Below are 21,998 nucleotides of genomic sequence, written 5' to 3' on the forward strand. Positions count from 1 at the left end.
CAGGTCTTCGACATTCCGCAACGAAAGTGGAAACCTGATGTACAACATCACCGCAAGGCGGATGATCTCGGGACTCGTTTTGAAATACTTGAAAGAGGCAGGTTTGGTCATTCCCAAACGCTATGCAAACCCCCTGCCCGCCTCCACCCAAGTTCTTCTGACAAGACCGGGACTGGTCTTGAAATACTTAAACCAGGCAGGTTTGTTCATTCCCCAACGCTACGCAACCGCCCAGCCCTGCTCAAGCAAAGTTAATCTGACATGACCATCCCCAGGGCGGCATCCGGCCTTGCGCCCGGACGGACGAAGCCCGGACCATTGTCGGTGGTAAATCGGCAATGGCTTAATGGCTCATCGTGACGGAATCGTACCCTACCGGCCTTGACGCCGCGCCCGCGTGGCTGGAAGATCGATGCTTTCGCCGTCAAACTCGACACCGAACAACTCGCTCGCCTGTGCGACAGTGTAATACCCCAGCAAAACGTCAGTCCGAACCAGGTCCGGATCGCGATCGAACGGAGCGCCATAGCCGCCGCCGCCGGGGGTTTCCACATGCACGCGGTCGCCCGGCGCCAACGGAATATCCTGTTCCTTGCTTAAATGTTCCGGCGTATAGGGTTGCCCATCACGCCAGACCGTGACGTGGTTCACCGCCCCGTCGCTGCCGCCCAGCGCGCCCTGAGGCCCAAACCGTCCGTGATCCATCACAAAACTCGCTTTCGCCTCGCCGCGGCGTAGTTCCATGAGATAGTCCAGCCCGAAGCCGCCGCGCTGCCGCCCGGCGCCGCCGGAGCCCTCGCGCAGCCGGTAGTGGCGATAGAGCACGGGGAAGGCCTGTTCCATTACCTCGACCGGCGGCGCCTTGGAAATGCCTATGGTCGAGCACCCGTTGGCCAACCCGTCATGGTCAGCATTGCCGCCATAGCCTCCACCAGATAGCTGGTACATCACGAAATCGCGGCCGCGGTCCGGGTCATGCCCGCCCAACGCGAAGTTTCCGCTGGTGCCCGCCGGAGCCGCTGTCACCCGGTCTGGCAGGGCCGGAACCAACGCCGCAAAGACAGCCTCGGCGATGCGCTGGCTGACCTCGGCCGCGCAGCCCGACACCGGGCGGGGATAACGCGCGTCAAGAAAAGTGCCCTCGATCCCGATGACCTGCAGTGGTTCGAAGGCCCCGGCGCTGATCGGCACCTCTGGGAAGATATGCCGCATCGCCAGATAGACCGAGCTCAGCGTGGTCGCGCGGACAGAGTTCATCGGGCCGGCACATGGCGGGCTGGAACCGGAAAAATCGAAACCCAGGGCGTCGTCCCGCCGCGATACGGCAAGCCGGATCGCCAGCGGCTCGTCGATCACACCATCGCTGTCGACCCAGGCGGTGGCCTCGTAACGGCGCTCGGGGATGTCGCCGATAAATGCCCGCATTTGCTGTGCCGCGCGCCGGCGCAACTCGGCAATCGCTTCGGCCACGACCGCGTCACCATAGCGATCCATCAACGCGTTCAACCGCGCTTCGCCGACCTCAAGCGCCGCGGCCTGGGCCTTGACGTCACCGATCCGCTGATCGGCCACCCGGATGTTCGAACAGATGATCGCGTAGATCTCGGCGTCCAGTTCGCCCTGCTTGAAGAGACGCACCGGCGGCAGGCGCAGACCCTCTTGTTCGACCGCCGTCGCGCTAGCGGAAAACCCGCCCGGCACCGCTCCGCCTGTGTCGGGCCAGTGCCCAGTGTTGGAGAGCCAGCAAAAGAGCCGCCCGCCGCGATAGAACGGCCGCGCAAAACGCACATCCATCAGATGCGTGCCGCCCAGATAGGGGTCATTGACGATGTAGACGTCCCCGGGTTGCGGGGTGGCTGCCTTGCCCGCCGCGATCATCTCGATCAGCGTTCGCGTCGAATACTGCATCGTGCCGACGAAGACCGGCAGCCCCCCCGCACCCTGCGCGATCAGGCTGCCGTCCTCGGCGCTGTAGATCCCGTCAGAGCGGTCGTTGGCTTCGGCGATCACCGGCGAGAACGCGGCGCGGGAGAATGACAGGTCCATCTCGTCGCAGACCTGCTGCAGCCCGGCCTGGATGACCGATAGGGTGATAGGATCGAGGCTCACGCCGCGTCTCCGATGTCGACCAGCAGATTGCCGAACACATCGCTGCGCGCCCGGTCGCCGGGCTCGATCAATATGGTAGTGTCCATTTGTTCTATCACCGCCGGTCCTTCGATCACCGCATCCACTGGCAGCATCTCGCGCCGATAGACCGGGGTTTCGCACCACTCGCCGAAGAACACCGGCCGTGCGATTCTCTGCGCCTCTGCCAGCGTTGCCTTGCGTCCCGCAGGATCGACCAGCATCGCCAGATCGACCGGGGCACGTTCGCCGACAACGGACGTGTTGACATTGACGACATTGGCGCGAATCTCGGCCAGTTCGACCCGGAACCGATCGAAATAGACCGCCTCGAAGCGCCGGCGGAGCTCGGCCCGGTCAATCGAGATGTCTTCGAGCGGCACACGAACCAGATGTGTCTGCCCGACAAATTGCATGTCTAGAGAATGCAGGCACCGCGTCGATTTCAGGGTGATGACCTCTGCGTCGATCAATGCCGTACCCTCGGCGCCCTGCGCCCCGAACACTGCGCGCAGTTCGTCCATGTCGAGCGTGTCGAGAGGCCGGTTCAGAGTGCGGACGTAATCGTGCCGCAGATCGGCCACGACGCAACCCACGGCATTGGTGATGCCCGGGCGCGGTGGCACTATCACCCGCGGGATCCCGAGTTCCCGCGCCAGGGCGCAGGCGTGCAGCGGTCCGGCACCACCAAAGGCGAAGAGCGCGAAATCGCGCGGATCGGCACCCAGCGAGACAGAGACCATGCGGATCGCTCCGGCCATCTTGGTGTTGGCGACCCGCAGCACCGCTTCGGCCGCGCCGGTGGCATCCAGTTCCAGTGGAGTGCCAATCTTCGTGTCGAACATATCGCGGACATGGCCCAGTGATACGCCGCCCTCGACGGCTGTGATCCGATCGGGATCGAGCCGCCCAAGCAGCAGGTTGGCGTCGGAAATCGTCGGCTCCGTCCCGCCGCGGCCATAGCAGATCGGGCCGGGATCGGCCCCGGCGCTTTCCGGGCCAACTTCCAGCAGGCCAGCCGCATTCACCCGTGCGATCGATCCGCCGCCAGCGCCGACGGTGCGCACATCGACCATCGGCACGTGGATCGGCATGGCATATTCGATCTCGGTTTCGTTCGATACGCTCGGTTCGGCTCCGCGGATCAGTGCTACATCGGTCGAGGTGCCGCCCATATCGTAGGTGATCAGATCGGGCACATCGGCCACACGCCCTGCATAGGCAGCAGCCATCACACCCGAGGCAGGGCCGGACATCACCGTCTTGGCGGCCTCTTCGGCGACCCGTGCGGCGGAGACCATGCCGCCATTGCCGTTCATCACCAAGAGTTCTCCGGCATAGCCTCCGTCGTGCAACGCCCCGGCCAGGGCATCGACATAGCGCGCGAGCAATGGCTGGACGCTGGCATTCACCGCCGCCGTGACACCGCGCTCGAATTCGCGGCTTTCCGACAGCAGGGCATGGCCCATGGTGATATGCGCGTTCGGCCATATCTCTGCCAGGATTTCCGCGGCCAGCAGTTCATGCGCGGGATTGGCATAGGCGTGCAGGAAATGGACGACGACCGATTCGCAGCCCTTGTCCAGCAGCGTCGCCGCGGCCGTCTGAACGGCGTCTTTATCCAGGGGCTCTACCACACAGCCAGCCGCATCCATGCGCTCGGGCACCTCCAGCCGCAGATCGCGCGGGATGATCGGGCGAAACTCGCCCTTCATTCCATAAGCTTGCGGTCGGGTGCGGCGGCCAAGTTCCAGCACGTCGCGAAATCCTGCGGTGGTGATCAGCCCGGTGCGGCTGAGCTTGCGTTCCAGCACTGCGTTGGTCGTCGTCGTGGTGCCGTGCACGATCAGGTCCAGTGCCGCAAGGTCGGCGTCGGCGGCCTCCAGCGCGTGCATGACGCCGCGGGCCTGATTGTCGGTGGTGCTGGACACTTTGGCCAGCCGCACCGCACCGTTCGCCTGATCGATCATCACCAGATCGGTGAATGTGCCGCCGACATCGACACCAATGACTTGTTCAGATCCCTGTTTGCCCATAGGGCGGAGTGAATGCCGAAGGACCGGGTAAAGTCAATCCACGTTGACCTCGGCCGTCGCCATCACCTTCTGACCATCGACCCTAAAGGCGCGGTGATCGTTGGTGTTGAGCGTGACACGCAGTTCGTATTTGCCTTTTGGCAGGGCACCTATGATCACCTTCGTTCCGAAAACCCGCTGCAGTTTCAGCCCGTTCAGGTAGAGATGGCCATGACCGATGCCGGGCTCGTGGGCACCGTCGACCGCGTCCTTGGAGAAGGTGAAATCGCCGGTTTCCAGATCGATTGCCCATCCCTCGCCCTCTGGCGTGACCAGGATAGAGATGGTCGGCCGCGGCTCGCCCGCGGGCACGTCAAAGCCTGAACTGTAGTCCATCTCCATCCCGCCGGTAATGCGGGCGCGGGTCGTCACCTTGCCGGCACCCTCGAACCACAGTGCAACCGGTACCAGCCGTCCCTCTGACGTGTCGCCCGTCAACCCCAAGAGCATCCCGTGCACCCCGTCCATCGCAAGTCCGGGTGTACTGTCAGAGGGAATTGCCAGCGGCCCGGTGCCGCCCGACAGCATGGCCCTATCGCCATCCTCGGACCCGATACCGGTCAGAAGGTCGGGACCACCGGGATTATCGATCTTGGCGGTCAGGGCATAACCCGCGCCCATCGGCACCAGTTCCGCCCCGGTTACCGTGACCGCGCGCGTGTCACCGGGATCGGTGAACACAAAGAACGCCCCCACCGCTATGGCAATAAGGCTTGCCGCGACAGCGACGCGACTGGGTTTCATTGCATGCCTCCCAGGGTATCATCGGCCACATGCAGCATATCCGCAGCCTTGCGATTCTCAAGTTTACACTTATTTCGGCTCCGGGCCTCGCCCATGCGCATGCGTCCGAACAGGGGTTGGTCCTGCTCTTGCCCACCAATCTCTATACCGGTGCCGGTGTCGCCGCAGTGGCATTGACGGTTTTCGCGCTGGTGTTGCTGCCGGGTCGCCTGGTGATGGCGCTGTTTCGACCGCTGCCGCTGTTCCCGGTCTCGCTGCATCCCGTCCAGACATTCACCAGCACAATGGCCGCGCTGTTTCTGGGCCTGCTTGTCTGGGCAGGGTTCGACGGCCCGCGCGATCCGTTGGCCAACCCGCTGGTGCTGGTGGTCTGGACGGTATTCTGGATCGGTTTCGTCACGGTGCAGGCCCTGATACTCGACCTCTGGTCTCTGGTGAACCCCTGGAGCGGGCCGTTGCGACTGATCCGCCGGGCCTTTTCGCCCGAACCCCATGCGGCATTGCCGCCCGCACTGGGCTACTGGCTCGGCGTAGCGTCCTTTCTTGGGTTTTCCTATCTGCTTTTGGCCGATCCCGCCCCGGCAGACCCGGACCGCCTGGCCCGCCTGGTGGCCGCCTATTGGCTGTTCCACCTGGTCATGGGCGTGGTCTTCGGCCCCCGCTGGCTGCGGCGGGCCGAGGGCTTCACCGTGATGTTTCGTGCCTATTCGCGGCTGGCGATGCTGGCCCGCTATGGCGTGCGTCTGACTCTGGGCCTACCCGGTTGGCGCATGCTTCGCCTGCGCCCCATGCCCCTGTCGCTGGCCGTGCTCTGCGTGATCCTGCTCGGAACCGGCAGTTTCGACGGGTTGAACGAGACATTCTGGTGGCTTGGTATATTGGGCATCAACCCGCTGGAGTTTCCTGGGCGCTCTGCCGTGTCGGTTCCCAACACACTGGGCCTGGTGATTGCCAATGCCACCCTTGTCGCCATCGTCACTCTGACCGTCCTGCTCGGCCTTCGCCTTGCCGGCTCCGACCTCTCGCCGAAGCGCGGTTTTTGCTATTTTGCACCGACGCTCTTACCCATCGCGCTGGGTTATCATGTGGCACATTACCTTACGTCGTTCCTCGTCGACGGCCAATACGCTCTGGTCGCCCTCTCCGACCCTTTCCTGACCGGCGCAGATTGGCTGGGGCTGGGCGAATTCTACGTCTCCACCGGTTTTTTTGGCACCAAATCCAGCGTGAGCATCATCTACCTGACCCAGGCCGGAGCAGTGGTGCTTGGCCACATCGTCGCCGTGCTTGTCGCCCATGCGACGGCACTGCGTCTGTTCCATGATCACCGCCGCGCCGCGCTCAGCCAGGCGCCGATGGCTCTGTTCATGATCGCCTATACATTCTTCGGCCTCTGGCTCCTGGCCTCGCCCAGATTCTGACCGGTTGGAAAAAAATATGGACAGAATCCCGGGCGCCTTGCACAGTTTGTCGCAGGGGTATCCGGTTTGGCCGGAGCACGACCCGCACGACAAACAGGGGGATTACGCCATGACGAAACCCATTACCACCAGTCGCCGCGGCGCGCTGAAGACGCTGGCCGCCGGCACCGCTGCCGTCTCATTGCCGCTTTGGGCCCGCTACACCCATGCGCAGACATCCGAGCCGATCAAGATCGGCTTTCAGGTTCACCGCACCGGCATCGGCGCGGCCTATGGCCGTTGGTACGACCGCACCACAACTGCTGCCGCGGCACTGATCAACGAAGGGGGTGGCATCAATGGCCGGCCCGTCGAAATCATCGCTGAAGACGATGGCACCGACCCCAAGCGCGGCGCCGAGGTGGTCGAGAAATTCGCCAACCAGCATGGCTGCGACATCGGCTTTGGCACGCTGTTTTCCCATGTGGTGATCGGCTCCGCCCCCCGCGCGGGCGAGTTGAAACTGCCATATTTCGTAGTTTCCGAGGGCCATCACGTCGCCAGCGGCATGCTGAACCGTTACACGCTGCAGCCCGGCATCACGGATGTGAAGAGCCAGGTGCAGGCGATGGCCCCGTATGTGCATTCGGCGCTGGGCAAGAAGGTCACGATGATCTACCCCGACTTTGCCTTCGGCCACGACCACCGCGACTATTTCTCCGCGGCAATGGAGGCGCAGGGCGGTGAAATTCTAGCCAAGATTGCCATTCCACCGACCGAGACCAGCTTCACCAAATACTTCCCAAAGATCCCGCGCGATACCGAAGTTCTCTACCACGTCATGGTCGGCCCCGCCGTGCTGACCTTCGTCAAGGAACTCGGCGAGTTCTTCGGCTCCTCGGCGCCGGCGATCTTCGGCTTCATCGATTCGCTTGAGGCTGTGGACATCACCTCGCCGGGCCTCGAATTCCTCGAAGGAACCTACTTCTGGGAGGGCAGTCCGCGCTACGCCCAGGCGGAACAATCGCCTTACGATGCCTTCTACCGCGAGCGCGTCGGGGTGGATGCCAATGGCGCCTCGGTCACCGACGCCTCCGATGTCTCGACTTACGCCCACATGTTCGGCTGCTGGGAGACGCTGCACATTGTCAAACGCGGCATGGAGGCTGCGGGCTATGCCGGCCCGGATGATCGCGCCAAACTGATCGAGGCGGTTGAGGCGATGACCGACATGCCGCATTCGAACGAACACCCCCAGGGCGCCAAGCGCTTCAACGGCAAGACCCACCAGGTGTTCGGCCACCAGTATATCAGCAGGGTCGAGGGCGGGCGTCTAAACGTGGTACACACCACCAGCATCGAAGACACGTTCTACCCTGACGAAGTAGACTACACGACGCAGTCGTTCTGACGATTCCACCGCAGGCTCTCGCCGCGCGGGCGGGGGCCTGCGGTGGGAGTTCTTGGACCAAGACGAAAGTGCCCGGGCGGTCCCCGGGAGAGGAGGCAGGCGCAAGTGGAATTCGGACCCCATCTGATGCTCGCCTCGCTGGAAGGCGGGGTAACGGCAGCGGTGCTGGCGCTGACCGCCGTTGGGCTGTCACTGGTCTTCGGCGTGATGCGCGTGGTCAACGTCGCTCATGGCGAGTTTTTCATGCTGGGGGCGGTGCTGGCCTGGTGGATCGCCACCAGCCTGGGCGGTCATCCGGCAATCGGCTTTGTCGCCGCCTTGGTCATCGCTCCTGCCCTCGTGGGCCTGTTGGCTGTTGCCGCCGACATGACGATCCTGAAACGGGTGGAGTATGACCCAGAACGCACCATCGTCGTCACCATCGGGCTTCTCTATATCATCCAACAGGTTACGCTTATGACTTATGGGCCCGACGCCCGCCCGGTCGAGCCGCCCTTCAACAGCCGCATCATGCTGCCGCTCTTAGAGTGGGGCGACGGCGGGCCGAAGTTCTACTTTCCAACCGGTTGGGGGGCGCCCTCGATCACCTCGTACAAGCTCTTCGTGATCGGCGCGGCAGGGGGGGTGCTGATCGGTGTTTGGCTGCTGATGACCCGCACGAAGATCGGTCTGGTCATGCGAGCCACGCAGCTCGATGGAGAAATGGCGCTGGCCTTCGGCGTTCCGGTCGAGCGCGTCTATGCGCTGGTCTTCGGGTTGGGTGCGGCGCTGGCGGCGCTGGGTGCGGTGCTGGTGGTGCCGATCCAGCAGGCGCATTACCTGATGGGGCACGACCCGCTGCTGCTGAGCTTTATAGTTGTCATCATCGGCGGCCTCGGGTCGCTACCCGGCACGGTGCTGGCGGCGGTTCTGATCGGCATGTCCGACGGCATCATCTCGGTCTTCTTCACACCGACTCTGGCCAAGATCCTCGCCACGCTGCTGGTCGCCCTGGTTCTGGTCTTCCGCCCACAAGGCCTGTTCGGAACCCGCCCGGCATGAGCGACCTGCAGAAGTCCTTTACCCTGCATTGCGGGCTTCTGGTGCTGCTGACCGTGTTGCAGTTCCTTTTGCCCGCATATCACCACGGCAGCCTCGCTCGGGTGATGGTGCTGGCCAGCTATGCCATCGGCTACAACATCCTGTTCGGCTATACCGGGCTCCTGAGCCTTGGCCATGCCATGTTCTTTGCTGCCGGCATGTATGGCATGGGGCTGACCATCCGGCATCTGGGCTTCGCTCCTGCTCCAGCGCTGCTGACCGGCATCGCCTCGGGCCTCATGCTCAGCGCCGCCTTCGGGGCGCTGGCACTCCGCACCGCCGGGGTAGCCTTCATGATCGTCACGCTGATGTTCGCCCAGGCGGGTTACCTGATCATCCTTTATTTCGGGGATTACACACGCGGCGACGAGGGCTTCGTTATCCAACAAGCGGAACGCATCCTCTGGGGCATCGACCTTTCGCAGCCCACCGCCCGCTACTTCGCGGCTCTGGCGCTTTTCGCCACCTGCCTGATGCTGTCACTGCATGTCCTGCGCCGGCCCTTCGGCAAGGCGTTGATCGCGATCCGCGAGAACGAGGAGCGCACGCGGATGCTGGGCTACGATACCTTCGCCCTTAAACTCGGCGCGCTGATTCTCTCGGGTACGATCTCGGCGGCATCGGGCGCGTTCTACGGCCTGCTCTTCGGCTATGCGGGGGCGAGTTTCGCCACGGTGCAATATTCGATCCTGCCCCTCCTTTGGGTTCTGCTCGGCGGCGCCGGCACCGCCATCGGACCATTCATCGGCGCGCTCTTCACGTTTTACCTTATCGACATCGCCAGCGGGCTGACGGACGCGTATATGCTGATCGTTGGCATGGTGCTGGTGCTACTGACTCTGTTTGCCCGCCAGGGCATCGGTGGTGAGCTGCGGGCCCGGCTCTGGAGGTGGCTGCCATGACCATCCTGTCGACGCGGAGACTAACGAAGGATTTCGGCGGGCTGCACGCGGTGCAAAATGTCGATTTCGACCTGCCGCAGGGCGAGGTGCGGGCGCTGATCGGTCCCAACGGCGCTGGCAAGACGACTTTTGTCGGCATGCTCTGCGGTCGCCTGAGCCCCAGTGCCGGCTCGGTGCACTTCGACGGCGCCGACATATCCGCCCTGCCCGCGCATAAACGAAACCAGCTGGGAATGGCCTATACTTTCCAGATCACCTCGATCTTCCCGCGGCTCAACTGTCAGGAAAACGTGGCCCTTGCGGTGCGCCGCCGTCACGGCGACGAAGCGGCAGAAGTGCCTGCTGCTCTGTCCCGCGTCGGCCTCGGTCATTTGGCGCAGGAACTGGCCGGTGATCTCAGCTACGGTCACCAGCGCTTGCTGGAGATTGCCATGGGTCTGGCCCAACGCCCGCGGCTCTTGATCCTGGACGAGCCCACGCAAGGGCTTTCGGACAGCGAGGTCGATGCGTTCAAATCCCTGATCCGGGAACTCAGCGCCGAGGCTACCATTCTGCTGATCGAGCACAATATGGATGTGGTCATGGCCTGCGCCGACCGCATCACGGTGCTGAATTTCGGCGAGGTGCTGGCAGAGGGCACACCGCAAGAGATCCGCGCCGACAAGGCGGTGCAAGCCGCTTATTTGGGGACGGGCTGATGCTGCGGCTCGACAACGTGGAAACCGGTTATGGCAAGGCAAAGGTTTTGCGCGGTCTGTCGCTGACCGTCGAATCCGGCGAAATCCATTGCCTGCTGGGCCGCAACGGCGCCGGCAAGACCACCACGATGAAAGCGATCACCGGGCTTTTGCCGCTCTGGGATGGACGGATCGAGATGGATGGTGTGGATATCGGCACACTGCCCGCCCACCAACGCGCCCAACATGGTGTCGGCTATATCCCGCAAGGCAGGCGTCTGTTCACCGAACTCACCGTTGCGCAAAACCTTGAAATCGGCCTGATGACACGTGGCAGCGGACGTGACGTGCGCGAACGTGCGCTCGACCTCTTCCCGCGACTGCGCGAACGGCTGACCCAGCGGGCGCAGACGCTTTCGGGCGGCGAGCAGCAGATGCTGGCCACCGCCCGGGCGCTTTGTATCAGCCCCAAGGCTTTGTTGCTGGACGAGCCGACCGAAGGCTTGCAGCCTTCGATGATCGAGGCGATCCGGTCGGTCATTGTGCGCCTCCGGGACGAGGGCGTTGCAATCTTGCTGGTGGAACAGCGTGTTGATGCGGTGCTGTCGGTTGCCGACCGTGTGACCTTCATCGAGGCAGGACATTGGCGCGAGACCCACACCGCTGCCGATCTTTCCACGCATCACGGTGTGATCGACCGCTACCTTGGGGTTTGACAGCCCCACACGCGAGGCGCAAAGTTAGACGGAAAGGGGGAGATGTGGCAGCCTATCACAGACCAACAGACCTGACAGAGGCGCTGGAACTTCTCGCCGCCAGCCCACTGACTGTCGCCGCTGGCTGTACCGATCTTTACCCCGTTATCCAGGGCCAATCCCTGCCTGGCGGCATCTTGGACATCACCGCCATCGCGTCGCTGCGCGGCGTCATCCGCGACGGCGGCGGTTGGCGGATCGGGGCCGCAACTCGCTGGGCCGACCTGATATACGCTGATCTGCCCCCGGCCTTCGATGGCCTGAAGGGCGCGGCGTGCGAGGTCGGCTCGGTGCAGATCCAGAATGCGGGTACACTGGCCGGTAACCTCTGCACCGCGTCCCCGGCCGGCGATGGCGCGCCATGTCTGCTCACGCTGGACGCTTCGGTCGAGTTGCAATCCGCCGGCGGCACCCGTGTGCTGTCGCTGCAGGAGTTCCTTACCGGCCCGCGCCAGACCGCGCTTGCGCCTGGTGAATTGGTCACCGCCATCTTGATCCCGGGCGAGGCGATTGCCGGCACCGGGCATTTCGAAAAGCTTGGCGCACGGCGCTATCTGGTTATCTCCATCGCAATGGCCGCATTGCGCCTGGAAGTCACGGACGAACGGATAACTAGCGCCGCCATCGCCATCGGTGCCTGCGGCCCCACCGCCAGCCGTTTGCCAGAGCTGGAATCCGCGCTGGCCGGGATTGCACCGGGTGAGGCCGCGGACGCGGTGACTCAAGACCTCATCTCCCCGCGTCTGGCCCCTATCGACGATTTCCGCGCCGACGCCGGCTATCGTGTCGTCGCCGCCACCGAACTGGTGCGCCGTGGTCTGACGCGCTTTGCCGCCCCCGCCGAGGCCGCGGCATGAACCGTCCGTTCGACTCGATCACGCTTTCCGTCAACGGCGCCCGTCAGGTGGTTGCGGCAACACCGGGTCGCCGCCTGTCAGATTTGCTGCGCGAAGATCTGGGGCTCTTTGGCACCAAGGTAGGCTGTGACGCCGGCGATTGCGGAGCCTGCACCGTGCTGCTGGATGGTGCCCCGGTCTGTTCCTGCCTGACACCCGTTGCCCAGGCCGAAGGAGCAGAGATCGAAACCGTCGAAACCCTGTCGCAACCGCACCCCGATGCGTTGCAACATGCCTTTCTTCGCCACGGCGCCGCGCAATGCGGCATCTGCACGCCCGGCATGCTGATGTCTGCAACCGCGCTTTTACGCGACACACCCCGGCCTAGCCGAGCGCAAGTCGAGCGCGCTCTTGGCGGCGTGCTATGCCGCTGCACCGGCTACGCCAAGATCGTCGATGCAGTGCTCGATGCCGCCACCTCCGGCCCGGCGCCGAACCTGCCCGACGCCGGTGCTGCGGTCGGCGCACGCATTGAGCGGCTTGACGGCGGGCCCAAGGTTCTGGGGACGGAGATCTTCGGCGCAGACCATATCCCGGACGGTGCGCTCGAGGTGCGAGCGATCCGCTCGCCGCACCATGCAGGTGATTTCGCACTCGGCGATACCAATGCTTGGGCGGCACGCCACGGCGTGGAGGTCTTCACCGCCGCCGATATCCCCGGCGTGAACCGATTCGGCACCATCCCGGCCTTCGCCGACCAGCCGGCGCTGGCTGAAACCCGCATCCGCCAGCGCGGCGAACCCGTCGCCATCGTCGTTGGTGAAACTGCCGCGCTCAACCGCCTCGACCTCGACGGGTTTCCCGTCGAATGGGTGCCGGAACCCGCCGCAACCGACCTGCGCGGCGCGCCAAATCGCCTATTGCACAAGGACCGCCGGAACAACGAACTGATCACAGGGTTCGTCCAGACCGGCGATACCGACGCTGCCCTGGAGGCATCTGGGCATTTCGCCGAAGTGGACATCGAGACGGCTTATGTCGAACATGCCTATATCGAGCCCGAGGCGGGCATTGCGTGGATCGACGGTGCCACGCTTTGTATTCAGGCTTGCACACAAGCGCCCGTCATGGATCGCGACGACTGCGCAAAGATCCTCGACTTGCCGCCAGAGAAGGTTCGCATCATTCCTGCCGCCGCCGGGGGCGGATTTGGTGCCAAGCTCGACCTGTCGCTGCAGCCGCTGATCGGGCTGGCCGCGTTGAAGACGGGCCGCCCCTGTCGCATGGTCTACAGCCGTGCCGAGAGCATGGCCACGACAACCAAACGTCACCCGGCGCGGATGCAGGCCCACGTTGGCTGCGACGACCAAGGCCACATCACCGCCATGCGCTTCGACGGTGATTTCAACACAGGCGCCTATGCCAGTTGGGGACCGACCGTGGCGGTGCGCGTACCGGTCCATGCCTCCGGCCCGTACCGCACGCCGAACTACCGCGCCAAAGCCCGTGCCCTCCACAGCAACGGACCTACCGCCGGTGCATTCCGGGGATTTGGCGTGCCACAGGCGGCCATCGTGCAGGAAACGCTCTATGACGACCTCGCCGCCGCCACCGGACTCGACCGGCTGGAGTTCCGGCGCCAAAACGCCCTGCGCGACGGCGACCGGTCGGTCTGCGGGCAGAAACTGACAGGCATCGGCATCGCCGAATGCCTCGATGCCCTGCGTACGCCATGGAAACGCGCGCTCAACAAGGCCGCGGCCCGGAATGCCGCCGCCGGCCCCACCCGCCGTGGCGTGGGCGTCGCGTCATGCTGGTATGGCTGCGGCAATACCGGCCTGCCCAACCCGTCGACAATCCGCATCGGGCTTACGGCGCAGGGCGACCTGCGCCTGCATCAGGGTGCTACGGATATCGGCCAGGGGGCCAACACGGTGATCACCCAGATTGCGGCCGACGCGCTTGGCCTGCCGATCGGGGATTTCCAGATCGTCGGCCCCGACACGGCACTGACTCCCGATTGCGGCAAGACCTCGGCCAGCCGACAGACCTTTGTAACCGGCAAGGCAGCGCTGTTGGCCGCCCATGCACTGCGCCGTACGATCCTGGCCTACAGCAACATGGGTGATGGCGCATCGCTGCGCCTGGACGGCACCCGTCTGGTTGTCACCGAGGGTGCCGGCCGGCGCGAGATCGACCTGTCGACGCTGCCCGCCGACACCAATGGCTATGTTCTGGGTGCCGAAGAAACCTATGACCCGCCCACCCGTGGTCTGGACGAGAGCGGTCAGGGCATTCCATATGCCGTCTACGGCTACGGTGCCCAGATCGCCGAGCTGGAGGTCGATATGCGGCTCGGCCAGGTCAAGGTCCATCGTATTACCGCTGCGCACGATCTGGGCCGTGTGGTCAACCCGCTTCTGGCCGAGGGCCAGGTCGAGGGCGGTATTGCCCAGGGCCTCGGCATGGCGCTGATGGAGGAATACCTTCCCGGGCGCACCGAGAACCTGCACGATTACCTGATCCCCACTGTCGGCGACATGCCGCGGATCGACACGATCTTTATCGAGAAACCCGATCCCGAGGGGCCGATGGGTGTCAAGGGTCTGGGCGAGCACGTTCTGATCCCCACCGCGCCCGCTATCCTGAACGCCATCCGCCACGCCACAGGCGCCCGCATCACCCGGTTGCCCGCCCTACCGCACCGGGTGCTTGCCGCAATCAAAGGGACCACATGACCACCCGCGCCGACACTTCTGCGGGCGAAATGCCCAACCGCAAGGCGGAAAAGATCCGTTGCGATGCCTGCCCCGTGATGTGCTATATCGCCGAGGGCCGCGCCGGTGCCTGCGACCGGTATGCCAATGAGGCTGGCCGCATCATCCGCTGCGATCCCCTGACCATCATTGACAGGCGGCTGGAGGCAGGCGGAGAAATCGTGCCCTTCCTCGCAGCCGACTGGAACGGATCTCTGGCCCCCGATCAGACGCTTTCGGTCACCGCAATCGGTGCCGGCACCACCTATCCAGACTACAAGCCGGCTCCCTTCATCGTGTCGCAAGACATCGACGGTGTGGATTTCGTCACCGTGGTGACCGAGGCGATCTTTTCCTACTGTGGCGCCAAGGTGAAGATAGACACCGACCGGCACCTGGGCTCCGAAGCCGCCACGGTGCGTGCCGCGGGCGAGGCCATCGGCCACGTGATGACCGGCGAATACGGCAGCCAGATGTTGTCGCTCGGCGGCGTCGACCACCTGACCGGCGGCACAAAGCCCGAGGGCCGCGCAACCTGCGACGCGTTGATGCGGCTCTGCAATTGCGAACCGGTGACGCTCAGCATCGACGGCGGCGCCGAGGTGGTGGTGCAGGCAGGCGCCGCGCCCATCGTCGACGGCACCTGCGAGGAACGGATGCGGGTCGGTTGCGGCAGCGCCACCATCGGCATGTTTGCCAGCCAGTGGCAGGGGTTGGTCGACGAGGTGGTGATCGTCGACGACCACATTACCGGGGTGGTCAGCGAGCATCAGGCGGGCAAGGTGATCGGCTGGCCCGATACAGGGATACGCATCAAGGGCCGCCGTTCTACTCCGGGGCGTTATTTCCAGGTGGCCGAGCCGGGTTTGGGCTGGGGCGGCACGGATATCGAGGATCCGCTATCCATCCTCGGGCCTTGGCGCCCGGAAAAAGGTGCGCGCCCCGGGCTGACGCTCTTGATGATCTCCACCACCGGCGAGCAGTGGGGCTATTACATTCTGAACGACAATCTTGTGCCTGAACCCGGCCCCTTGCCGGAGACATTGAAGGCCACGGTAGACCTGATCGCCGAGAACTGCGAACCTGCGCTCTGCACTGTGCTGTTCATGGGCGGGGCGGGGGGGAGTCTGCGCGCAGGCGTCACGAGGAATCCGGTGAAACTTACCCGTTCGGTGCAGGCGCTCAAGACCAGCGTTACCGTCGGCGGAGCGCCTGCCTATGTCTGGCCCGGTGGCGGTATCACACTGATGGTCGACGTGACCCAGATGCCCGACAACTCCTTTGGCTATGTGCCCACTCCGGCGCTGGTGGCGCCGCTGGAATTCACCCTGACGCGCGCGGAGTACCGGGCCTTGGGTGGCCACGACGAGGCGGCGCGCGACATCGCCGACATCCTGGAACATGGAGGAGAATACGGGTGCGCGGCACGGGCGGTCGGGCCGGTGAAAGGCGGTTAGCGTGTCATCATCCCACAGCACCACCCCGGCCTCCGAACCGGCAAACCTGCGCGGCGGGCCGGGAGGTCCCGGATCAAGTCCGGGACGGGCATGTGCCCGGATGCTGCCCGGCGACACCCGCCTGCACCTGCAGCATGGGCCCATAGACTTGATCATCGGGGCAGCCGGACCGGGGCAGCAGGAAGCATTTTGCCGCGCGGCGCGACGGTTCGAAACCGTGCTGGACGAGTTGGTGAAAGAGTTGCCCGTGCTGCGTCGGCACAACGTCGGTGGCGCGCCGGTGCTTGGACGCGTCGCCCGGCGCATGGTTCAGGCCGTTGAGCCGCTGTCAGAAGATTTCATCACGCCCATGGCCGCCGTCGCCGGTGCCGTGGCGGACGAGATCCTCGCGACACTTGCCGAGACCGGGGATATTGCCAGTGCCTATGTGAACAACGGCGGCGACATTGCCTTTCACCTGACGCCCGGCCAGCAATTCACCGCCGCGGTGGCCAGCACCCCTGCAGCACAAGTCGTTCTGACAGAGGACTTGCCGAGCCGCGGTATTGCTACCTCCGGTTGGCGTGGACGGTCGCTTTCGCGGGGCATTGCCGACAGCGTCACGGTATTGGCCGGCACTTCCGCTAGCGCGGACGCCACCGCCACGATGATTGCCAATGCCGTCGACCTGCCCGGTCATAGCGGCATCACCCGCGCCCGCGCCCGGGATCTTGCCCCGGACAGCGACCTCGGTGCGCGTACCGTCACGACCGGAGTACCCGTGCTCACCGTGCCCGAACGCTCCGTTGCGCTGGAGCACGGCCTTGCGCGGGCGAGGGAGTATCTTGCGCGCGGCCTCATCCACGCTGCTTTTGTCACTCTTCAGGGCGAAAGCCGAAGTGTCGCCATCCCATCACTTTTGACCACCATCAGGGAAACCGAAAATGCCCGACTTCACGCTTCGCAAGACTATGCTCCTTGTCGAGGAGATTCACCATGATGGCGGTCCCTTGACTGCCACTCCCCGCCGGCGGGCAGCCATCATCGCGATGGTGAAGAACCCTTTTGCCGGGCGCTATGTCGGGGACCTGCAATCGGCGATGGACGACCTGAAACCACTGGGACTGATGATGACCGACCGGCTGATCGACGCGCTGGGCGGCGTCGAGGGCATCGACGGTTACGGCAAAGCCGGGCTGGCGGGCGAAGCCGGAGAGCTGGAACACACCGCCCTTTGGCACGTGCCCGGCGGCTACGCCATGCGTGCGCGGCTGGGCGAGGCGAAGGCGATTGTGCCGTCGTCAATGAAGCAGGGCGGGGTCGGAACCCGGATCGACGTGCCTTTGGGGCATATCAACGCGGCTTATGTGCGCAGCCATTTCGACGGCATGGAGGTCGGCGTACCCGACGGGCCGCGGGCCGATGAGCTGCTCTTTGCCCTGGCGATGACCAAGGGGCCGCGGGTGCATCACCGGATGGGCGGGCTGCAGGTGGAGGACGTGAAGGGGAAAGACGGGCTCAGATAGGCGGCGCCGGACAGGTGTGCTGCCGGCCGCTTCGGCGAAGCGGCAACGCAGCGGCAGGGCGTTCCAGTAGCGGCCGCAGTCGGTTACCTTATACACGGGCGATATCTGCTCTCAGCGCGTCCCGCCGGATGCTGCGAAAAACCAAGGTCGGCAGTGCGCTCGAAGCAGTCATTCGCTGCGCGTTGGATTAATGACCGCTTTGCGGACTTTCCTGCCGTTCGCATTGATCAGTCCAGCTGCTGCTTTCGGCCCATTGTTACCGTTTCCTGACGTTCCTGTCGCAGCAATGCAGCTGCGCCAGACCGGCCATTCACTCGAGGTGGACAATCAAGGCACCCGCTAATTTTCGCTGTGTGAGACAAAGCGGAATTTAGATCCGGCGGGAATCCAATCGATTGCGGGATCAGACCTGTTGACCAAACGCGTGGTGCGAATGCTCCTGTCTCGGCGATTTTCTGGACGCACGCTAATTGCTTTTTAAGAGCCTCCTTCTGAACAGTGCGAACGCGTCGTAAGAAATAGACGTATTTTAGATAGTCCAATGACGCCGGGGCAGACACCCTACGGACATCGCCAAGCGATACTGAATGTACATCAGCAATTCAGAATGCAGGAGCGAAAGCCATGAAACATGTCAACACAGTCATCATTGGTGGAGGTCAAGCGGGTCTCGCCATGGGCCGGTGCCTCGCTGAACACAACATCGACCACGTGATCCTCGAAAGGGGGCAAATCGCTGAACGGTGGCGCAGTGAACGCTGGGATTCGCTGCGCATGCTGACCCCCAACTGGCAAAGCCGCCTGCCGCACTGGCACTCACAGGGCGACGACCCTGACGGTTTCATGTCCATGGGCGAGTTTATCCGCCATCTGGAAGCATATGCAGAGTCCTATGAAGCGCCCGTTGAAACGGGAACGACTGTATTGGCGGTCGAGTGCCGAAAGGACGGAGCCTTTAAGGTTGCCACGGACAGAGTCGAATGGATTTCTTCAAACCTGGTGGTTGCAACCGGTTTTTGCGATATCCCCCGCGTGCCAGGCTTTGCGGCGGATTTGCCCAAAGACATTGCTCAGATCGTGCCCGCGCAGTACCGCAATCCCGGGCAAGTGCCCAAGGGTCACGTTCTGATCGTCGGCGCTTCGGCCACGGGGCTGCAAATCGGCGAAGAGTTGTTGGACGCCGGACACGAAGTCACCGTTGCGGTCGGCACTCATATCCGGGTTCCGCGCCGTTATCGGGGCAAAGACATCCTCTACTGGATGGACGCCATTGGCGCTTTTGCGGCACAGGCCGATCCGAAGGACGAGCGTTCAATGCCGCCGCCCCAGTTGGTTGGATCACTGGACAACCACGATCTGGACCTGAACTCTCTCCAAAGTCGCGGCGCCCGCCTGGCTGGTCACGCAACCGGGGTAACCGGCCGTTCCATTCGGTTTGCCGGCGATCTTGGCGAGACCGTTCGCAAAGCCGATGCGCAGATGTTCGATATCCTCGGAAAGATTGACGGGTACATTGCCGCCAATGGCATTGATGCGCCGCAATCCGAACCTGATGCAATCCAGCCGGTAACGTTGCCCGTTGCCCCGGAAACTTTGGATATCGACGCAGAAAACATCCGCTCTGTCATCTGGGCGACGGGATATTCCCGCCAGTATCCGTGGCTCAAGGTCCCGGTCGTGGATGAACGTGGCGAGATCGAGCACAAGAACGGTGTTACACCGGTCGAGGGCTTGTATGTTCTCGGTATGCGCTTTCAGAGAACAAAGGGCTCCAATATCGTTGACGGTGTCGGCCGCGACGCAGAGTACTTGACCGACCATTTGATGGCGAGAAAACAGGCCCGTGCCGCCTGACCGGGCGAACGCGGCCCCTAAAGAACCGAACGCAGCGCGTCGAGGATCAATTCACTGTCCTCGGCGCGCTCGTACGGCAAGGTCTTTGCAAACACTTCAGCGTCAAAACCCGGCAGCGCGGTGCGGAGCGTGTCCAGGGCTTTCTGGGTAAGACGTTTGTCCCCCAGCTTCGTGCTTGCCACGATGCCATATACCAGGTCGTCGCTTCTTGGCCTTCCGATCCGATCCAAAATGTCCAAAGCTTCGCTGTAACGTTCAAGGTGGACCAGCGCGCGGGCCAGATGGCTCCAGTATCGTTGAGGGTGGTAGGGGTTCAGTTTCAAAGATTTTCGCACCCACATCTCGCCCTCTGCAGCTTGTCCCGCAAAGGTCAAAAGCTCTCCCATCGCGCAGATCGAACGGTCATCATTCGGGTTGAGAAACAATGCGCGTTCCTGATGCCAGAGCGCGCGACGCAGATTGCCACGGGTTAGGTAGACCTGTGCCAGAACACGGTGGCACTCGCTTTCATTCTCATCCAGTTCCAAACCCCGTTCGGCCGCTGCTTGCGCCTTGTCGACGAGTTCTGCGATGCCGCCCAAATTGTGGACCATCGCCTGACCATAGCCGCACGCCAACCACGCATGCGCGATCGCGTAATTCGGTTCGCGTTGGATCGCGAGCTCAAAGCAATCGATGCAGGCCTGGCAATCTTCGGCCGTAAATAGGTGGTGGTGATACTTCCCTCTGAGCATGATGTCATAGGCTTCGAGCCGTTCGACCGGAACAGAACGCGCTTGTTTGAGCCTTGCAGTTTCAACCCGGCCCACAAGCGTGGCAACCAGGGTCGACACGATGTCGTTTTGGATTGCGAACACGTCCTCCAATTGGCGGTTGTATTGTTCCCCCCAAATCGTTCGTTTGTTTTCAATGTCCAGCAGTTGCACGTTGATACGTACTGCTGCATTTGATCGACGAACGCTTCCCCGTACCAGATAATTTGCGCCAAGGGCCGCTGCGGCTTCGTTTTCAGGGACATCATTGCCGCGGTAAACAAAGGATGAGTCGCGTGCTATCACTTGCAGATCGTGAAACCGTGACAGCGCGGTTGTCATATCCTCAGTTATCCCGTCTGCAAAGTACAGATCGTCCTCTCCGGAAAGGTTGTCGAATGGCAAGACAGCTATGATTGGCGAGGATTCACCGGGTTCAGGGGGCTCGTATCGCACATTTTGCCCGCACTCCTCGCTGTGGCCGCCCGTACGTATCTCTTCGTACATGGCCAAAGTCGCAGCCTCTGGTTTCACCCCGAGTTCGCGCTCCAGCGCATCGACGCAAATCTGATACTGCCTGATTGCTTCCGAGCGGTGCCCGCGTCGTGCAAGCATGTTCATCAATGCGCGATGTGCACTTTCACAAGCCGGATCCATTTGCAATCGCTTCCGAACAACCCCTTCGGCTTCTTCGCTTCTGCCCTCTTTGAGCAACACCTCCGAGAGGCGATCAATGATCGTGCAGGCGCTCTCGTGAAGGCGTTGACGCGTGTCGCGAAGCCAGTCCTCGAACGCAGGGGCATTTATCTGAATACCTTCCAGAAGGTCGCCTTTGTAATGCTCAAGGCACGAAAAAAGCCTTGTCGGGTCATCGCTTTCGACACCAGCGAGAAATTCGGCTATGTCCGACGAACACACGTTTCTGTCGAGCTCAAGATACTGACCGTTTGAAGCAATAACCGCTCCACAATACTGCTTGATGTTCGACAATGTCTGGCGCAGGTTATGTCGGGCCCGGTCGTCGCCAGTTTCACCCCAAAGAAGCGCAGCCAAATGTTCCCTGCTTTTCGGGCCGGCATTTTCCACAGCGAGATAAGCCAAAAGCGACTGCGCTTTTTTTGCGATAGGACCACGTGGCTGACGTGCAGATACAACTTCAAAACGACCAAGAAAGTTCAGGTTTACTTGCTCTTTCATTACCGAAGTATACTCTGAATTTGTTGAGCGAAAAGAAAAACAGATTTGGCTAGACGGGCAGGTGCTGTCAGACGAATTCGAACTCGTCTCTGGTAGGCCAGTGACGCTGTCCTTTACTCCATGCCAAGTTCGCGCCACTCGGAAAGAGCAGCGCTACGTGTCAGCTTGAAGGTGTCTCGGCTGGTGAGCGATCGCTCCTGATTGAAATGGTTGTAGACGGAGGAATGGACGGCGGCGAATTTCTGTAAACTTCGCATGCGTCGGAAACGCCGCATAGCACGTTCGCGTCGTCGGAATGGCAGGTGTGAGTTCTCAACGCGGTTGTTCCGCCACCTGCCCGTCGTTTGTTTGTCCAGCGTACCCAATTCTCTGAGCGCTGCTTTGTAGGACGCGAAGCGATCTGTGACGACTTCTTCAGCTTTGCCGTGCCGTTTCATCAATTTCCTAAGGAATTTAAGTGCTGCAGCCTT

The 21,998-nt window shown here is 62.8% G+C and carries 17 protein-coding genes and 1 pseudogene; 12 read left to right on the top strand and 6 right to left on the bottom strand.

The features are described from left to right. The 4 genes and pseudogenes from AC2FNV_RS20630 to AC2FNV_RS20645 all read right to left on the bottom strand — a co-directional run. A pseudogene (locus tag AC2FNV_RS20630) lies at positions 1-111 on the bottom strand (IS6 family transposase); the annotation flags it as partial. 261 nt (positions 112-372) lie between these two features. Continuing rightward, positions 373-2,109, bottom strand: a complete 1,737-nt coding sequence (locus AC2FNV_RS20635; RefSeq protein ID WP_170499388.1) for a hydantoinase B/oxoprolinase family protein — start codon at positions 2,107-2,109, stop codon at positions 373-375. Beyond that, positions 2,106-4,163, bottom strand: a complete 2,058-nt coding sequence (locus tag AC2FNV_RS20640; RefSeq protein WP_496774328.1) for a hydantoinase/oxoprolinase family protein — start codon at positions 4,161-4,163, stop codon at positions 2,106-2,108. Before AC2FNV_RS20640 ends, AC2FNV_RS20635 begins: the two co-directional genes overlap by 4 nt. A gap of 33 nt (positions 4,164-4,196) precedes the next feature. Continuing rightward, entirely contained in the window at positions 4,197-4,946 is a 750-nt protein-coding gene (locus AC2FNV_RS20645) for a copper chaperone PCu(A)C (RefSeq protein WP_496774330.1), read from the bottom strand. A gap of 29 nt (positions 4,947-4,975) precedes the next feature. On the opposite strand from AC2FNV_RS20645, the gene AC2FNV_RS20650 reads away from it, so the two are divergent. The 12 genes from AC2FNV_RS20650 to AC2FNV_RS20705 all read left to right on the top strand — a co-directional run bounded on the left by AC2FNV_RS20650 (position 4,976) and on the right by AC2FNV_RS20705 (position 19,579). Then, a complete protein-coding gene (locus tag AC2FNV_RS20650) occupies positions 4,976-6,367 on the top strand; it encodes a hypothetical protein (RefSeq protein ID WP_496774332.1) in 1,392 nt (463 codons plus the stop codon). A gap of 109 nt (positions 6,368-6,476) precedes the next feature. Then, entirely contained in the window at positions 6,477-7,757 is a 1,281-nt protein-coding gene (locus AC2FNV_RS20655) for an ABC transporter substrate-binding protein (RefSeq protein ID WP_496774349.1), read from the top strand. A 105-nt stretch (positions 7,758-7,862) separates the two neighbouring features. After that, entirely contained in the window at positions 7,863-8,798 is a 936-nt protein-coding gene (locus AC2FNV_RS20660) for a branched-chain amino acid ABC transporter permease (RefSeq protein ID WP_170499385.1), read from the top strand. Continuing rightward, the gene (locus AC2FNV_RS20665) at positions 8,795-9,739 is read left to right on the top strand and encodes a branched-chain amino acid ABC transporter permease (protein WP_170731677.1); all 945 of its coding nucleotides are present in this window, start codon (positions 8,795-8,797) and stop codon (positions 9,737-9,739) included. The genes AC2FNV_RS20660 and AC2FNV_RS20665 overlap by 4 nt, the downstream gene beginning before the upstream one ends. Next, entirely contained in the window at positions 9,736-10,437 is a 702-nt protein-coding gene (locus tag AC2FNV_RS20670) for an ABC transporter ATP-binding protein (RefSeq protein WP_170499383.1), read from the top strand. Before AC2FNV_RS20665 ends, AC2FNV_RS20670 begins: the two co-directional genes overlap by 4 nt. Further along, positions 10,437-11,132, top strand: a complete 696-nt coding sequence (locus AC2FNV_RS20675; RefSeq protein ID WP_170499382.1) for a branched-chain amino acid ABC transporter ATP-binding protein — start codon at positions 10,437-10,439, stop codon at positions 11,130-11,132. Before AC2FNV_RS20670 ends, AC2FNV_RS20675 begins: the two co-directional genes overlap by 1 nt. Positions 11,133-11,176: 44 nt before the next feature. Next, positions 11,177-12,028 carry an FAD binding domain-containing protein gene (locus AC2FNV_RS20680; protein ID WP_496774335.1) on the top strand — a complete coding sequence of 284 codons (852 nt, stop codon included), beginning with the start codon at positions 11,177-11,179 and terminating at the stop codon, positions 12,026-12,028. Continuing rightward, complete coding sequence (locus AC2FNV_RS20685) at positions 12,025-14,745, top strand: molybdopterin-dependent oxidoreductase (RefSeq protein ID WP_496774337.1); 2,721 nt, start codon at positions 12,025-12,027, stop codon at positions 14,743-14,745. The genes AC2FNV_RS20680 and AC2FNV_RS20685 overlap by 4 nt, the downstream gene beginning before the upstream one ends. After that, entirely contained in the window at positions 14,742-16,220 is a 1,479-nt protein-coding gene (locus AC2FNV_RS20690; protein ID WP_496774339.1) for a 6-hydroxynicotinate reductase, read from the top strand. The genes AC2FNV_RS20685 and AC2FNV_RS20690 overlap by 4 nt, the downstream gene beginning before the upstream one ends. Before the next feature lie 100 nt (positions 16,221-16,320). Beyond that, positions 16,321-17,199 carry a UPF0280 family protein gene (locus AC2FNV_RS20695; RefSeq protein WP_496774341.1) on the top strand — a complete coding sequence of 293 codons (879 nt, stop codon included), beginning with the start codon at positions 16,321-16,323 and terminating at the stop codon, positions 17,197-17,199. Beyond that, positions 17,144-17,725 (top strand): amino acid synthesis family protein, encoded by a 582-nt coding sequence (locus tag AC2FNV_RS20700; RefSeq protein ID WP_170731683.1) that lies wholly within the window; start codon positions 17,144-17,146, stop codon positions 17,723-17,725. Before AC2FNV_RS20695 ends, AC2FNV_RS20700 begins: the two co-directional genes overlap by 56 nt. Before the next feature lie 624 nt (positions 17,726-18,349). Continuing rightward, complete coding sequence (locus tag AC2FNV_RS20705; protein WP_496774343.1) at positions 18,350-19,579, top strand: NAD(P)-binding domain-containing protein; 1,230 nt, start codon at positions 18,350-18,352, stop codon at positions 19,577-19,579. Positions 19,580-19,596: 17 nt separating this feature from the next. Here the strand turns inward: AC2FNV_RS20705 and AC2FNV_RS20710 are convergent, their stop codons facing one another. Together AC2FNV_RS20710 and AC2FNV_RS20715 are read right to left on the bottom strand one after the other, a co-directional pair. After that, on the bottom strand, positions 19,597-21,528 hold the full coding sequence (locus AC2FNV_RS20710) for a BTAD domain-containing putative transcriptional regulator (RefSeq protein WP_496774345.1): 1,932 nt from the start codon (positions 21,526-21,528) through the stop codon (positions 19,597-19,599). A 113-nt stretch (positions 21,529-21,641) separates the two neighbouring features. Continuing rightward, positions 21,642-21,998: DDE-type integrase/transposase/recombinase (locus tag AC2FNV_RS20715; RefSeq protein WP_496774347.1), on the bottom strand; the 357-nt coding region annotated here is incomplete at its 5' end.

The organism is Ruegeria sp. BHSA163 (genome assembly GCF_059613365.1).